14 protein-coding genes are annotated in these 14,078 nt (G+C 70.7%); 5 read left to right on the top strand and 9 right to left on the bottom strand.

From position 1 onward, the window contains the following. Nucleotides 1-70 precede the first annotated feature (70 nt). From ACIBI9_RS16375 to ACIBI9_RS16355, 5 genes are read right to left on the bottom strand one after another with little or no spacing between them, the layout of a single operon-like run. Nucleotides 71-2,347: a tetratricopeptide repeat protein gene (locus ACIBI9_RS16375; RefSeq protein WP_397222892.1), complete on the bottom strand. Its 2,277-nt coding sequence runs from the start codon at nucleotides 2,345-2,347 to the stop codon at nucleotides 71-73. Between the two features lie 19 nt (nucleotides 2,348-2,366). After that, entirely contained in the window at nucleotides 2,367-3,122 is a 756-nt protein-coding gene (locus ACIBI9_RS16370; RefSeq protein WP_397222891.1) for a hypothetical protein, read from the bottom strand. Between the two features lie 49 nt (nucleotides 3,123-3,171). After that, on the bottom strand, nucleotides 3,172-3,984 hold the full coding sequence (gene dapF, locus ACIBI9_RS16365; RefSeq protein WP_397222890.1) for a diaminopimelate epimerase: 813 nt from the start codon (nucleotides 3,982-3,984) through the stop codon (nucleotides 3,172-3,174). A gap of 9 nt (nucleotides 3,985-3,993) precedes the next feature. Then, nucleotides 3,994-4,899, bottom strand: a complete 906-nt coding sequence (gene miaA / locus ACIBI9_RS16360) for a tRNA (adenosine(37)-N6)-dimethylallyltransferase MiaA (protein WP_397222888.1) — start codon at nucleotides 4,897-4,899, stop codon at nucleotides 3,994-3,996. A gap of 13 nt (nucleotides 4,900-4,912) precedes the next feature. Next, on the bottom strand, nucleotides 4,913-5,425 hold the full coding sequence (locus ACIBI9_RS16355) for a methylated-DNA--[protein]-cysteine S-methyltransferase (protein WP_397222887.1): 513 nt from the start codon (nucleotides 5,423-5,425) through the stop codon (nucleotides 4,913-4,915). Here ACIBI9_RS16355 and ACIBI9_RS16350 point away from each other — a divergent pair. Beyond that, complete coding sequence (locus ACIBI9_RS16350; RefSeq protein ID WP_397222886.1) at nucleotides 5,424-6,338, top strand: ribonuclease Z; 915 nt, start codon at nucleotides 5,424-5,426, stop codon at nucleotides 6,336-6,338. The genes ACIBI9_RS16355 and ACIBI9_RS16350 overlap by 2 nt on opposite strands. Here the strand turns inward: ACIBI9_RS16350 and ACIBI9_RS16345 are convergent. The 4 genes from ACIBI9_RS16345 to miaB form a co-directional block, all read right to left on the bottom strand. Then, nucleotides 6,314-6,964: a hypothetical protein gene (locus ACIBI9_RS16345; RefSeq protein ID WP_397222884.1), complete on the bottom strand. Its 651-nt coding sequence runs from the start codon at nucleotides 6,962-6,964 to the stop codon at nucleotides 6,314-6,316. The genes ACIBI9_RS16350 and ACIBI9_RS16345 overlap by 25 nt on opposite strands. A 25-nt stretch (nucleotides 6,965-6,989) precedes the next feature. After that, nucleotides 6,990-7,724, bottom strand: coding sequence for an isocitrate lyase/phosphoenolpyruvate mutase family protein (locus ACIBI9_RS16340; protein WP_397222883.1), 735 nt, complete (start codon nucleotides 7,722-7,724; stop codon nucleotides 6,990-6,992). A gap of 82 nt (nucleotides 7,725-7,806) precedes the next feature. Next, nucleotides 7,807-8,340 carry a hypothetical protein gene (locus ACIBI9_RS16335; RefSeq protein WP_397222882.1) on the bottom strand — a complete coding sequence of 178 codons (534 nt, stop codon included), beginning with the start codon at nucleotides 8,338-8,340 and terminating at the stop codon, nucleotides 7,807-7,809. A 788-nt stretch (nucleotides 8,341-9,128) separates the two neighbouring features. Then, the gene (gene miaB, locus ACIBI9_RS16330) at nucleotides 9,129-10,625 is read right to left on the bottom strand and encodes a tRNA (N6-isopentenyl adenosine(37)-C2)-methylthiotransferase MiaB (RefSeq protein ID WP_397222881.1); all 1,497 of its coding nucleotides are present in this window, start codon (nucleotides 10,623-10,625) and stop codon (nucleotides 9,129-9,131) included. Between the two features lie 137 nt (nucleotides 10,626-10,762). Between miaB and ACIBI9_RS16325 the strand changes: the two genes are divergently transcribed. From ACIBI9_RS16325 to ACIBI9_RS16310, 4 genes are read left to right on the top strand one after another with little or no spacing between them, the layout of a single operon-like run. Next, the gene (locus tag ACIBI9_RS16325; RefSeq protein WP_397222880.1) at nucleotides 10,763-11,518 is read left to right on the top strand and encodes an amino acid ABC transporter ATP-binding protein; all 756 of its coding nucleotides are present in this window, start codon (nucleotides 10,763-10,765) and stop codon (nucleotides 11,516-11,518) included. A 42-nt stretch (nucleotides 11,519-11,560) separates the two neighbouring features. Beyond that, nucleotides 11,561-12,397, top strand: coding sequence for a glutamate ABC transporter substrate-binding protein (locus ACIBI9_RS16320; protein WP_397222879.1), 837 nt, complete (start codon nucleotides 11,561-11,563; stop codon nucleotides 12,395-12,397). A gap of 58 nt (nucleotides 12,398-12,455) precedes the next feature. Continuing rightward, nucleotides 12,456-13,124, top strand: a complete 669-nt coding sequence (locus ACIBI9_RS16315) for an amino acid ABC transporter permease (protein WP_397222878.1) — start codon at nucleotides 12,456-12,458, stop codon at nucleotides 13,122-13,124. Beyond that, the gene (locus ACIBI9_RS16310) at nucleotides 13,121-14,038 is read left to right on the top strand and encodes an amino acid ABC transporter permease (RefSeq protein WP_397222877.1); all 918 of its coding nucleotides are present in this window, start codon (nucleotides 13,121-13,123) and stop codon (nucleotides 14,036-14,038) included. Before ACIBI9_RS16315 ends, ACIBI9_RS16310 begins: the two co-directional genes overlap by 4 nt. Nucleotides 14,039-14,078 lie beyond the last annotated feature (40 nt).

The raw sequence follows: 14,078 nt of genomic DNA, 5'->3' as shown, positions 1-14,078 counted from the left end.
CGTCCTCAGACGCAGTCCCGAGACCGGGGCGCCGTCCTCAGACGCCCTCCCGAAGTCGGGGCGGTCGCCGTCAGAGGCCGTATTCCTTGACGATCCGCTCGTGCCGCTCGACCTCGACGTCGATCTCGCGCGCCAGGTCGAGCCAGGCCAGCGGGTGCACCCACCGCTCCGTGGCGTCGTCGAGCAGCGCGTCGACCTCCGACGCCGACACGTTCGGCGGGACCGCGACCCAGCCGAACACCCCGGGCAGCGGCTCCCCCGTGGAAGGGTGGGTGATGGTGTAGTTTTCGTCGCTGTAGACCCACATGGGCCAGCCACGCTCGGCCATGACCTCGGTGAACTCCGCCCAGTCCTCCTCGCTCGGCGCGGCGCCGTCGAAGAAGTAGCTGGTGTAGCCGCCGGGCCGCAGGATCCGCACCGCGGCGAACGGCGGCACGAAGTTCTGCTGCTCCTGCGGGTCGTCGGGCACCGGCTCCAGCAGCTGCGGGTCGAAGACGACCAGGTCGCCGGCGTTGTAGTCCATGCCGCGCGGCTGCGGCAGGGCGAGCCGGGCCGTGGCGGGGCCGGTGCGGATGGACAGCACCTGGCGCTGGCCGCCGTCGGGCGCGGGGAGGATGAGCCTGATGAGGCCCATCTCCTCCTCGATCGGGCCCTCCTTGGACTTGATCGGCATGCCGATCTTGGCCGCGCCCTTGCGTACGGTCTCCCAGTCCTCCGCCGAGGTGGCCACGACGATCATGCGCCAGACGTCCTCGTCGGCGAGCTCGTCGATCACCTCCAGCAGCACCTCCGCCGCCCTGGAGTTGGCGTCGAGCTGCTGGGCGGCGCCGGACAGCAGGCGGCGGGCGTCGAGCCCGGCGCCGGCCGCGACGGCGTGCTCGGCGGCCTCGACCGTCTCCTCCCAGCGCTCGCGCGCGCTGTGCAGTCGGGCCAGCGTGAGGTGCTGGGCGGCGTGCGGCAGCATCGCGGCCATCTGCTCGAGCCGCTCGTCCTGGCGGGCCTCGACGAGCAGCGTGGTCAGGTAGGCCACGTCGTCGGAGTCGGCGGTGGCGATGGCGCCGGTGTCGACCAGCATCTTCCAGTAGATGTCGGCGCCGGTGGCCGGGTAGCCGAGGAAGCCGAGCGTGGTGGTGTGGCGGCGAGTGGCCTCCAGGTCCTCCCCGGACAGCGGCGCCAGCCAGCCGACCCACCGCTCCGGGTCGGCGTTGAAGCCGTCGGCGGCGTCGAAGAGGCCGACCCGCTCGCTGAGCGGGCCCGGGGCCTCGGGCTCGGAGGCGGCGTCGGCGGCGGCCCGCAGGGCCGCGACCCGCTCGGCGATGCCCTCGGTCTCGCGCAGCTCGGCGGCGGCGGACTCGGTCAGGTCGGCCAGCAGCCTGGCCTGCCACACGCCCTGCCTGGCGACGGCCAGGTCGCCCGCGACCAGCGCGAGCTCGACGCGGGCGCGGTAGCCGCCCATCATGCCGAAGTAGTCGACCCACTGGCGCAGCACGCGGCCGAGCTGCCAGGTGTTGGTGATCTGGGACGAGCCGGCCAGCTTGCTGACCGCCTGCGACCACTCCACGAACACGCGCGGGTGCTCGCCGACCACGTCGAGGTCGGGCAGCGCGTCAACGGCCTCGGCGGTGCGGCCGAGGGTGGCGAGGATCAGGGCCCGGCGCACGCCGTCGCGGTGCTCCTTGGCCACCGGGTCGTCGGCCTGGAACTCGGCCGCGGCCTGCAGCGCGGTGAGCGCGTCCTCGGCGCGGCCCGCGGCGAGCAGCGCGCGGGCGCTCTCGGCGCCGAGCTCCCAGCTCGCCTCGCGGCCCGCGACCCGCAGCCGCTCGACGGCGGACTCGGCGTAGGTCACGGCCTCGCCCGGCTTGCCGGCGTCGATGAGCGCGGCGACGTACTGGGTGACGAGGCCGGTGAAGGCGGACTTCTCCGGGCTCATGCCCTCGATGTGCGCTCCCAGCGCCTCCAGGCGCTCGCTCGCGTAGCCGGGGCCATCGGTGTTGGCCCAGGCGATGGCGAGGGCCTCGACCGCCGCCGGGGCGGCCGGGCATTCGCGTACGTCTTCGCGCTGGGCGAACGTCAGCAGCTGCTGCGCGTCGTCGAGGGCGACCGCGCCCTGCGCCCGGTCGCCGATGCGGCCGATCAGGTGCCAGTAGCGGGCGTAGAACTCGAGCCAGGGCAGCTCAAGGGCCTCGGCCTGCTGCGCGATGGCCGGGGCCATGACGTCGAGCTGCGGATATCGGCCCTCGTAGGCCTGTGCGGGGAGGTCTCCCAGCGCCATGGCGAGGCCAACGTTGCCCGCCTCGGAAAGCTGCTGCTGGGTTTCGCCGACCCAGGCCCAGATGTCCACGTCCATGGGCAGCCAGTCTGCCAGGTCAACGAGCGTCCCCAAAACGCAGAAGGCCGATCAGCTCGTCCGTTTCGCTGCTGTCAAGGACCGAAAATGCCGATGCCATCAGGTCGTCCGTCGTCTCCTCCACCGCCGCGCGGCGCGCCACGACCTCCGGGCCCGGCGTGGCGTACGGCTCGGGCCACTGGAAGAACTTGGCGATCATCTCTCCCGTGGTGGCCCCGAACGGTGTCGCGTCGTGGCCGCTCGCGAGCGTGGCCTCCAGCGGGTGCAGGCCGGCCGCGATCACGGCGTTGGCGTGCAGTCCGCCGCGCAGCTCGCGTACGACGTGCATGAGCTGCACGGCCCGCGCGGGCGGGTCGTCGGGCAGCGGCACGGCCCGCCAGCCCGCGAACAGCGGGACGCCCGCGCACTGGGCGCCTTCGGCGACCCTCTGGAGCAGCTCCGCGAGCCTCGCGCAGCCGTCGTAGCCGCCCAGCTTGCGCCGGCCCCAGGCCCTGCAGACCTCGGCGTACAGCTCGACGGCCTGCTCGACGGGGAGCTTGCGGCCGCCGTTCCAGCTCTGCTCGACGTGCTCGGGCGGGAAGAAGACGACGACCGAATTGACGACGTCGGCGTCGCACTCGCCGAGCACGCCGCAGCGACCCCGGAAGTAGAGCTCGCGGGCGCCGAGTCCGTGCTCCTCGCAGACGGCCTTGGCCTCTCTGGAGATCATGAACCCGCCGCCGTACTGGCCGATCGCCGCTTTTACCTGCGTCGCGGTGGTGCGTGGGTCAGCCATGGTCCACCTCTCAGTTCGCGAAGTGGACCCAGCATCCCTCAAGAGAACATTATTCTGCAAGCATCAGCTCGCCGCGGGCCACGATGACCGCGGGACCCGAAAGATAGCTCGTCTCCTCGTCCAGGACGACGGTCAGCGTGCCGCCGAGCACCTCGACCGTCCAGGTGCCGGTGGTCTCACCCGTCAGGGCCGCGGCGGCGACGGCCGTGGCCACCGTGCCGGTGCCGCACGAGCGGGTCTCCCCGCAGCCGCGCTCGTGGACGCGCATGACCGCGCGGCTGGTGCCGACGGGGTTGAACAGCTCGATGTTGACCCCGCCGGGAAAGACGCCGGTGTCGAAGCCCGGCTGGTAGTGGAGGTCGAGCTGGGCGACGGGGTCGCCGATGGCGCAGGCCAGGTGGGGGTTGCCCATGTCGACGTGGAGCCCCGGGTATTCCTGGCCGCCGACGGTCGCCACGCTCTCGCCACGGACGACGGGCTTGCCCATGTCGACGGTGATGTCGCCGTTGGGCTCGACGCGGACCCTGCGTACGCCGCCCCTGGTGGCCAGCATGAACTCGCCGGACTTCTCCAGCCCCTCGTCGAGCAGGTAGCGGGCGAACACGCGCACGCCGTTGCCGCACATCTCGGCCACGCTGCCGTCGGCGTTGCGGTAGTCCATGAACCACTCGGCCACGGCGGCGTGCTCGGCCACCTCAGGGCTCTCCTTGGTGCGCGTCACCACCAGCACGCCGTCAGCCCCTATGCCGGCTCTCCTGTCGCAGATCTTGGCGACGAGCGAGGCGGTCACGCCCGCCTCTCCGCCAGGGTCGGGAAGGATGACGAAGTCGTTCTCGGTGCCGTGCCCCTTAAGAAACCGCATTTTACAAGCTTATGCGAACGGGTTTGCGGAGATTAGCGCCAGGGACCGATCGAGAAGATCCGGCGCGTCGTACGGCAGCCAGCACACCCTGGGATCGCGGCGGAACCACGACTCCTGGCGGCGGGCGAAGCGCCTGGTGGTCCTGACGGTCTCCGCGATCGCCTGCTCCTCGCTCCACTCGCCCTCCAGGAAGCGGATGACCTGGGCGTATCCGAGGGCGCGGCTCGCCGTGCGGCCCTCGGCCAGGCCCTGCCCGAGCAGCCCCCGCACCTCCTCGACCAGGCCCGCCTGCCACATGCGCTCGACCCTGAGCGCGATCCGCTCGTCCAGCTCCGGCCTGGGCACGTCGAGGCCGATCTGCACGCTCGGGTAGACGGCGTCGTAGCCGGGCATGGTGGCCGAGAACGGGCGCCCGGAGTGCTCGATCACCTCCAGCGCGCGGACGATGCGGCGGCCGTTGCTCGGCAGGATCGCCGCCGCGGCCACCGGGTCGAGGTCGCGCAGGCGCTCGTAGAGCGGGGCGGGGCCGCGCTCGGCCAGCTCGCCCTCCAGCCTGGCCCTGATCTCCGGGTCGGTGCCGGGGAACTCCAGCTCGTCGATGGCCGCCCGCACGTACAGGCCGCTGCCGCCGACCAGCACGGGCGCCTCGACGGAGTCGATGACCTGCCTGGCCAGCTTCTGGTATTCGGCCACGCTGGCCGTGACCGTGACGTCCCAGACGTCCAGCAGGTGGTGCGGGACCCCGCGCTGCTCGGCGGGGGTGAGCTTGGCCGTGCCGATGTCCATGCCGCGATAGAGCTGCATGGAGTCGGCGTTGACGCACTCGCCCCCGAGGCGGAGCGCGATGTCCACGGCGAGGTCGGACTTCCCGGCCGCCGTGGGGCCCACGACGGCGATGACTGGCTGCTGGCGCACAAGAACAAGTCTGCTAGAGGTCGAGGAGTGTCGGTTGCAGGTATCCCTCGTGGGTGAGCAGCCAGCGCTTGGTCTCCACGCCCTCGCCGCCGCTGAACCCGCCCAGGCCGTTGCCCGCGATCACGCGGTGGCAGGGCACGATGATGGGGATGGGGTTGGAGCCCATGATCGAGCCGATGCCGCGGGCGGGCACGCTGGAGCCGCTGCGTGTGGCCAGTTCGCCGTACGTGACGGCGGTGCCGTACGGGACCTTGTGCAGCGTCTGGAGCACCCGCAGCCGCGAGCCGGACATCAGCCGCCAGTCCACCGGCGTCTCGAAGGCCTTCAGTTCGCCGGCGAAATAAGCGTTCAACTCGGCGACCACGAAGGCCGTACGATCCGAATCATGGACTTCAGCCAGGGCGAGCCGCTCGTCCAGCCGCGGACGGGACCTCCAGCCCGACGCGACGAGCCCGACCTCGGTGACGGCCAGCACGAACGGCCCAACCGGCGTCGGCACCTCGGCGAACGCGACTGTGGTCATCATGTCCTCACGTGAGTTGGTGGTGCTGGGCACTTCCAGCGCGGTTCCTACCCGACACCGTAACCACAACGGGTACCTTCTGCGCTGGGATGGACAAGGCTTCCTTTTCGACCCCGGCGAGGGCACGCAGCGGCAGATGCTGCACGCCGGGGTCAGCGCCAACGACGTGCACTGGATCTGCGTCACGCACTTCCACGGCGACCACTGCCTGGGCGTGCCCGGGATCGTGCAGCGCATCGCGCGCGACAAGGTCAGGCACCCGGTGCGCGCGGTCTTCCCCGGCTCCGGCACCGAATACTGGCGCAGGCTCCGCCACGCCGCCGCCTTCGCCGACACCTCGGTGATCTCCGAGCACCCGCTCTCCGGCGACCTGGCCACCGTCGGCGCGCTGACCGCGCGCCGCCTGTCTCACCCCGTCGAGTCGTACGGCTACCGCGTCCAGGAGCCGTCCGGCCGCACGATGCTGCCCGACCGGCTCGCCGCGTACGGCATCCGCGGCCCGGAGGTCGGCGAGCTCCAGCGCACCGGCTCCGTGCGCGGCGTCACGCTCGACCAGTGCAGCGTGCCCAGGCCGGGGCAGAGCGCGGCGTTCGTCATGGACACGCGGCTCTGCGACACCGTGTTCGAGCTGGCCTCGGGGGTGGACCTGCTGGTGATCGAGTGCACGTTCCTGTCGTCGGAGAGCGCGCTGGCCAAGGAGTACGGGCACCTGACGGCGTTCGAGGCGGGGCTGGTGGCGGCGGACGCGGGGGTGCGCAGGCTGGTGCTGACGCACTTCTCCGAGCGGTACGGGTTCGCCGACGAGCCGGCGTTCGTGGCCGAGGTGCGACGGCACTTCGACGGAGAGGTCGTGCTCGCCCGCGACCTGATGAAGATCCCGGTGCCGCGGCGTCAGGTCCACAGGCCGGCGAAGTAGCCCACCCCGTAGGGGGCCGTCTCCATGAGCAGGCGGCCCTCGAACCGCTGCGCGCCGGCCGCGCCGGCCAGCACCTGGAGGGCGGCCCGCCCGCCGACCCACAGCCGGTCCGCGTGCGCGGAGTCGAGCGCGGCGAGGGCGCCGGGGTCGGCCTGGGCGACGGCGTTCGCGATCAGGCGGTTGTACGGCCCCGCGGCCTCGTCGTACTTGCCGGGGGCCCTCGGGCTGAGACAGGCGGAGCCATCGGCCATGACCAGCAATGCCACCTTTTGGGCGATTTTTCCTAGTTTTTCGCCCAATAGGAGGCAGTCCTCGCTCGGCGCGTCGAGCGCGACGGACTGGAAGCCGTCCGGGGCGCGGTCGCCCAGCAGCCAGCGGCCCACGGTCAGGGACAGCGGGAGCACAGGGTCCGCGCGGCCGGCCGTGACGTCCATCCCCCACGGCCGGAGGGTGCCCGCCGCCTGCCCTCCGTACGCGGCCGCCCTATCCGCGCCGCCCACCACGATCAACGCGTCGGGGCGGGCGTCGCGCAGCGCGGCGATCGCCGCGTGACAGGCCGAGCGCAGGTCGTCGAGCTGGAGGGTGATCAGCGGAGTGGGCGGGCAGACGGCCGCGGCGACAAGCACGGGGCAAGCGTACGCGGCGGCCGGCTCAGTACGGACTACGACCTGCCCTGACCTTCGCGAACAGGCCCTGGGCGTAGACGTGGACGGCCTGGTGCAGCCCGCTGCCGAAGCTGATCCGGCCCACGCCGAGCTCGGCCAGCCGCGCCGGCTCCGGAGCGCCGGGCCGGACGTAGACGTTCACCGGCGCGCCCAGCTCGCTCACCAGCGCCCGGATCCCGTCCTCGTCGGCCAGCCCGATCGGGTACACGCAGTCGGCCCCCGCCGCCAGATACCGCCGCCCGCGCTCCAGCGCGGCCTCGCGCGTCTTCGGGCCGATCAGGTAGGTGTCGACCCTCGCGTTGATCACCAGCGCCTGCCCCGCCGCCGCCCGGACCTCGGCCAGGAAGTCCGCCTGCTCGCCGGGATCGACCAGCTCGCCGGCCCTGGAGTCCTCCAGGTTGCAGCCCACGGCTCCGGTGGCGAGCAGGCGTTCGACCAGCTCGGCGGGCTTGAGCCCGTAGCCGCGCTCGATGTCGGCGGTGACGGGCGCGTCCACGACCCTGGCGATGCGGGCGACGGCCGCCATCATCTCGCCGACCGGCGTCCGCTCACCGTCCTCGTATCCCAGGACCCGGGCGACGGCGGCGCTGCTAGTGGCCACGGCGGGGAACCCGGCCTCCCGCACGGCCAGGGCGGAGGCGGCGTCCCAGGCGTTCGGCAGGATCACGGGATCTCCCGGCACGTGCAGCGCGCGCAGGGTGGAGGCTCTGTCAGTCGTCATGGCCCGACCCTACGGACCGGGGCGGCTCTCGCCGTAGGTCCAATGCCACCGATAAATGCCGAGCCACTTGACCGGACTCGGCTCAGCAGCCGCTCTTGGAGCACTGGCCGCTGAGCTCACCCGCCGGACCGTCGGCGGGGTTGTCACCGTCCGCCGGCTGCGCCGGACCGGCGGTGGCTGACTTGGTGGGGGACGTCGTGGCGGGCCGCTTGCCGCCCTTGGAGGATTCGCTGCCCTTGCTGTCCGTGGGCTCGTCGCCCGTGCCCAGGTCGGGGGCGGCGTCGCCCATGCTGCCGTCGTCGGGGGCGTCGGCCGCCGTGTCGTCCTCGGGGGCGTCGGTGGTGGCGTCGCCCATGGTGGCGTCGTCGTCGCCTCCGAGGTCCTCGTTCCCCGCGGTGCTCTGGGCGGGCGCGGGACGGGCGCCGCCCGGCTGGACGGTCCCGGCGGGGTTCGCGGCCAGCATGTAGCCGACGCCGCCCGCCGCGAGCACGGCGACGAGCGCCGAAGCGGCGATGGCGATGGTCTTCTTCGTGCTCTTCGGGGGTTTGTCCGCCAGGCGGGTGTCCCCGGGCCCGGACAGGATCTCGTGACGATCCGGCTCGATCGGATCTCGCATGGTGGTGCAGCTCCCTGCGGTCGTATCGGCGAAAGCTAACCGGCTTCCGCGGGTGATGGACCACACTAGCCGCAACGGATGAATGCTCGCACACCAATCACAAAGGAATCACGACATGTCCCCCCGTGGATCCGTTTACCCAGGTCGCCACGCCCACCTCGCACCGGTCGCCGGAGTCGCCGGGGTGCTCGCGACCGCGATCGCGGGCATATTCCTGGCATTTACCAACTCCACCGAACGGCCGGCGCAAAGCCCGCCGGAATTCGATCAGAAAAGCCCGCTTTCCCCAAGATCGCATTCCCCTCATGTGACGCCGAGCCCGAGCCAATCGCATGGATCGTTCCAAGAAGCCGCCCTGGAGCCGCTCTCCTGGATCCAGGCCGTCCCCTCACCAGGGGCGTCGACGTACGACGTACCGTCCCTCGACCCGGGCCCACTGGCATCGGTCTACGGCGACCCGCCGCTCCCTCCGGCGCCCGTCCCGGACCGGCTCGCCCCCACGACGCGGCCTCCCGCCTCCGTCGCCGCGCCGCCATCGCCCGCGAGAACGGCCCCACAGCGCTCGGCGCCACCCCGGGCCGAGGTGGCCGTACCTCCACCGGCGAGCTCACCCACTCCCCAGGCACCGCCCCAGGTGCGCTCCGCCCCGGAGCCGGACCGGCGCGCGGACCCGCCGCCGGCGATCTCAGGAGGCGTCGACCCCTGCGCCACGTTCCACGACTTCCGCCGCCAGCCCTGCTACGCCTACCTCAACCGTCTCCCCCACTGACGGGGATCCAGGGCGGCGCTCAGTGGGCCGAGCAGGCTCCGGAAGGGGCGGCGGGGGCAGGGGCAGGGCGGCCGATGGTGGGCATGCCCAGCAGCACCCCCGGCGCGGGCTGCGCGCCGCCCTGGCGGGACTCCCAGGCGTCGCCGGCCCTCGTGCGCCGGACCGTCGCCACCGGGCCGTCGGCCACCAGGTGGTGCGGAGCCGCGTACGTGACCTCGACCGTGACCATGTCACCGGGCCGCGGCGTCTCGGCGCCGACCGCGAAGTGGACCAGGCGGTTGTCGGCCGCGCGGCCCGACAGGCGGCGGGTGGCGTCGTCCTTGCGGCCCTCGCCCTCGGCGACCAGCACCTCCAGCGTGCGCCCCACCTGCTTCTTGTTCTCCTCCCAGGAGATCTCCTCCTGCAGGGCCACGAGCCGCTCGTAGCGCTCCTGCACGACCTCCTTGGGCACCTGGTCGGGCATGGTGGCCGCCGGGGTGCCGGGGCGGATGGAGTACTGGAAGGTGAAGGCGTTGGCGAAGCGGCTCTGGCGGACCACGTCGAGCGTGGCCTGGAAGTCCTCTTCCGTCTCCCCCGGGAAGCCGACGATGATGTCGGTCGAGATGGCCGCGTCGGGCATCGCCGCGCGCACCCGCTCGATGATGCCGAGGTAGCGCTCCGCCCGGTAGGAGCGGCGCATCGCGCGCAGGACCTGCGAGGAGCCCGACTGCAGCGGCATGTGGAGCTGGTGCATGACGTTGGGGGTCTCGGCCATGGCGGCGATCACGTCGTCGGTGAAGGCCGCCGGATGGGGAGACGTGAAGCGCACGCGCTCCAGGCCGTCGATCGTGCCGCACGAGCGCAGGAGCTTGCCGAAGGCCAGGCGGTCGCCGAACTCGACGCCGTAGGTGTTGACGTTCTGGCCCAGCAGCGTGACCTCGAGGACACCCTGGCCGACCAGCGTCTGCACCTCGGCGAGGATGTCACCGGGGCGGCGGTCCTTCTCCTTGCCGCGCAGCGACGGCACGATGCAGAAGGTGCACGTGTTGTTGCAGCCGACCGAGATGGCCACCCAGGCGGCGTAGGCGGACTCGCGCTTGGTGGGCAGCGTGGAGGGAAAGACCTCCAGCGACTCCTTCAGCTCGACCTGCGCCTCGCCCTCGATGCGGGCCCGCTCCAGCAGCACCGGCAGCGAGCCGATGTTGTGGGTGCCGAAGACCACGTCGACCCACGGCGCCTTGCGGACGATCTCGCCCTGGTCCTTCTGCGCCAGGCAGCCGCCCACCGCGATCTGCATGCGCGGGTTGCTCACCTTGGCGGGGCGGAGATGGCCGAGGTTGCCGTAGAGGCGGTTGTCGGCGTTTTCCCGCACGGCGCACGTGTTGAACACGACAACATCGGCGGTCTCGCCCTCGGGGGCGGGCACGTAGCCGGCGTCCTCCAGCAGACCGGACAGCCGCTCGGAGTCGTGCACGTTCATCTGGCACCCGTATGTGCGCACTTCGTATGTGCGGGCGCCCTCCTGGGTCACAGTCATGGCATGTTCAAGGGTAGTCGCTGTCTGGCTCCGGACAGTCCCGACTGCGCTAAAAGGCCAGCTTGGTGGCATGATGTGATCGGATCGGTACCGCTTGGTTAGTGACCAGCGCTCTGGAGCACTCTACGGTTTGACCCATGACGGAGAACGGTAACGACGCTCCACTCGTACGGTTGGAGAACGTCAACAAACACTTTGGGGCGTTGCACGTCCTGAAGGACATAAACCTGACCGTCTCCCGCGGCGAAGTTCTGGTCGTTATCGGTCCCTCGGGCGGAGGCAAGTCCACGCTCTGCCGCACGATCAACCGTCTGGAGACGATCAGCGAGGGGCAGATCATCTTTGACGGCCAGGTGCTCCCCCAGGAGGGCAAGGCGCTGGCGAAGCTTCGTTCCGAAGTGGGCATGGTCTTCCAGTCGTTCAACCTGTTCGCGCACAAGACCATCCGTGACAACGTCACGCTCGGCCCTCTCAAGGTGCGCGGCGTCTCGAAGGACGCGGCCAACAAGCGGGCGATGGAACTGCTCGAGCGCGTGGGTATCGCGGCGCAGGCGGACAAATATCCGGCCCAGCTCTCCGGTGGCCAGCAGCAGCGCGTCGCCATCGCCAGGGCGCTGGCCATGGAGCCGAAGATGATCCTGTTCGACGAGCCGACCTCCGCACTGGACCCCGAGATGGTGCAGGAGGTGCTCGATGTCATGATCGGGCTGGCTCGCGACGGGATGACCATGATGGTCGTCACCCACGAGATGGGCTTCGCCCGGAGAGCCGCCAATAGGGTGGTTTTCATGGCCGACGGCCAGATCGTGGAGGAGAACACCCCCGACGAGTTCTTCACCAACGCGCAGACCGACCGGGCGCGTGACTTTCTTTCCAAGATCCTCACGCACTGATCATTGAGGCAGGTTTACATGCACATGCGTCGAACGGGAGCAGTGCTCTCGCTAGCGGCACTCGCCGCCGGTCTGACCGCCTGCGGCGGCGGGGGCAAGACCTATGCGAACGTGGTGGACAAGGTCAAGGACGGCGGCACGATCGTCGTCGGCACCAAGTGGGACCAGCCGAGCCTGGGCCTGAAGGCGGCCAACGGTCCCGAGGGATTCGACGTCGACGTGGCCAAGGCCGTGCTGAAGGAGATCAACGGCGGCAAGGACCCGCAGATCGAATGGAAGGAGTCGGCCTCGTCCAACCGCGAGCCGTTCCTCCAGAACGGCACGGTCGACATCATCTTCGCCACCTACTCCATCACCGAGGAGCGCAAGGGCAAGGTCACCTTCGGTGGCCCCTACGTCGTCGCCCACCAGGACGTGATGGTCCGCAAGGACGACACCGCGATCAACGCCCCGCAGGACCTCAAGGGCAAGAAGATCTGCAAGGCGTCCGGCTCCAACTCCTACAAGCGGATCACCGACCCGCCGCCGGACGGCAAGCTCGACATCGACGCCACCACCGTCGACGCGGCCAACTACTCCGAGTGCGTGCAGAAGCTGACCGGCAGCAACCTCGACGCCGTCACCACCGACGACCTGATCCTGGCGGGCTTCGCCAAGCAGGCCGGCGGCAACTTCAAGGTGCTCGGTCAGGGCTTCACGGACGAGAAGTACGGCGTCGGCCTGAAGAAGGGCGACACCAAGACGTGTGAGGCCGTCAACACCGCGGTGAAGAAGCTGTGGGACAACGGCACCATGAAGCAGCTGCTGGAGAAGTGGTTCGGCGGCATCCAGGGCCTGAAGTTGTCAGAGGCGGCACCGCCCGCCGAGGGCTGCAGCTGATCATGCCAGAGGCGGCGGCCGGTGAACCGGCCGCCGCTCCCCTATGCGGTGGAGCACGATGGAAGATCTGATTAGATACGCGCCCGACCTCGCACTGGGGTTCTTGGAGAACATCAAGCTCTCCGTCGTGGCCGCGATCGCCTCGCTCATTCTCGGCACCGTCCTGGTGGCGATGAGAGTTTCCCCCACGCCGGTGCTGCGCGCGGCCGGCACGATCTACGTCAACATAGTGCGCAACACCCCCCTCACACTGGTCCTGGCCTTCTCCGCGCTCGGCCTCAGCGACCAGCTCGGGCTCGTCTTCTCCGACGTGCCCACCATCAACTCGTTCTGGATCGTCTCGATGGGCCTGTCGGCCTACACGGCGGCCTTCGTCTGCGAGGCGCTGCGTGCGGGCATCAACACGGTGCCGCTCGGCCAGGCCGAGGCGGCCAGGGCGATCGGGCTGACATTCATGCAGTCGCTGCGGATGATCATTCTCCCGCAGGCGTTCCGCGCGGTCATCGCCCCGCTCGGCAGCGTGATGATCGCCATGGTCAAGAACACGACCGTCGTGGTCGCCGGCGGAGCCGCCTTCGAGTCCGCGAGCAAGATGAAGGAAGCCTTCGACCAGGTCGGCGCGTCGATCCCGATCTTCATCGGCGTCGCGGCCGCCTTCATGGCCGTGACGCTGCCCATCGGCTTCCTCACCGGCCGGCTGGCCAGGCGTCTGGCGGTGGCGCGATGAGCACCACAGTCCTGTTCGACGCCCCCGGACCGCGCGCGCGGGTGCGCAACGGCCTCCTCACGGTGATCAGCGTCGTGGCCGTGGCCGCCGTCCTGTACGGCGTCTACCGCGGCTTCGACGCCAAGGGCCAGTGGGAAGGCAAGATCTGGCAGCCGTTCCTGCAGTGGGAGACGTGGGAAGTCTTCATCTTCCCCGGCCTGCTCGGCACGCTGCAGGCCGCCGCGGTGGCCGCGGTGCTCGCGCTGCTGTTCGGCGCGGTCTTCGGCCTGGCCAGGCTCTCCGACCATGCCTGGATCCGCGTCCCGGCGGGCGTGGTGGTCGAGGTCTTCAGGGCCATCCCGCTGCTGCTGCTGATCTTCTTCATCTTCTACCTCGCGCCGGCGATAGCGGGCGGCGGCGACTACACGTTCATCGCGGTCGTGGTCGGCCTGATGCTCTACAACGGCTCGGTGCTGGCCGAGGTGGTCAGGGCGGGCGTGCACGCGGTGCCGCGCGGCCAGTCGGAGGCGGCGTTCGCGGTGGGCATGCGCAAGAACCAGGTCATGCGCCTGGTGCTGCTGCCGCAGGCCGTCACGGCGATGATGCCGGCGATCGTCAGCCAGCTCGTGGTGCTGCTGAAGGACACCGCGCTCGGCTACATCATCGCCTACGTCGACCTGCTCAACACCGGCTTCAAGATCCTGCCGGCCCGCTTCTTCGGCTCGCTCATCCCGGCGGCGATCGTCATCGGGATCATCTACGTGGCACTCAACATGGCGGTGAGCTACCTGGCCACGTGGCTGGAGCGGCGCAGCAGGCGCAGCCGTAAGACGGCCGCCGCCCCCGTCGCGGCGCCCGGCTCGGCCGAGGTCAGCGTGGGTGCGGGTGAGGGCACCGAGGACGCCGGGCTGGGCCCCGACCGTTCCGTGGAGTGACCGAGCGTACGGGCGCAATGGCGCCCGTACGTTCGTAAAT

This window comes from Nonomuraea sp. NPDC050451, from assembly GCF_044458585.1.
Note: the sequence above shows the minus strand (reverse complement) of the source record. Positions and strands in the feature narration are given on the sequence as shown.

Bases quoted from the DNA above. Each gene is read 5' to 3' on its own strand.
- ACIBI9_RS16340 (WP_397222883.1), bottom strand. From the start codon at position 7,724: ATGACGACTGACAGAGCCTCCACCCTGCGCGCGCTGCACGTGCCGGGA.
- ACIBI9_RS16335 (WP_397222882.1), bottom strand. From the start codon at position 8,340: ATGCGAGATCCGATCGAGCCGGATCGTCACGAGATCCTGTCCGGGCCC.
- ACIBI9_RS16375 (WP_397222892.1), bottom strand. From the start codon at position 2,347: ATGGACGTGGACATCTGGGCCTGGGTCGGCGAAACCCAGCAGCAGCTT.
- miaB (WP_397222881.1), bottom strand. From the start codon at position 10,625: ATGACTGTGACCCAGGAGGGCGCCCGCACATACGAAGTGCGCACATAC.
- dapF (WP_397222890.1), bottom strand. From the start codon at position 3,984: ATGCGGTTTCTTAAGGGGCACGGCACCGAGAACGACTTCGTCATCCTT.
- ACIBI9_RS16325 (WP_397222880.1), top strand. From the start codon at position 10,763: ATGACGGAGAACGGTAACGACGCTCCACTCGTACGGTTGGAGAACGTC.
- ACIBI9_RS16350 (WP_397222886.1), top strand. From the start codon at position 5,424: ATGTCCTCACGTGAGTTGGTGGTGCTGGGCACTTCCAGCGCGGTTCCT.
- ACIBI9_RS16355 (WP_397222887.1), bottom strand. From the start codon at position 5,425: ATGATGACCACAGTCGCGTTCGCCGAGGTGCCGACGCCGGTTGGGCCG.
- ACIBI9_RS16370 (WP_397222891.1), bottom strand. From the start codon at position 3,122: ATGGCTGACCCACGCACCACCGCGACGCAGGTAAAAGCGGCGATCGGC.
- ACIBI9_RS16310 (WP_397222877.1), top strand. From the start codon at position 13,121: ATGAGCACCACAGTCCTGTTCGACGCCCCCGGACCGCGCGCGCGGGTG.
- ACIBI9_RS16315 (WP_397222878.1), top strand. From the start codon at position 12,456: ATGGAAGATCTGATTAGATACGCGCCCGACCTCGCACTGGGGTTCTTG.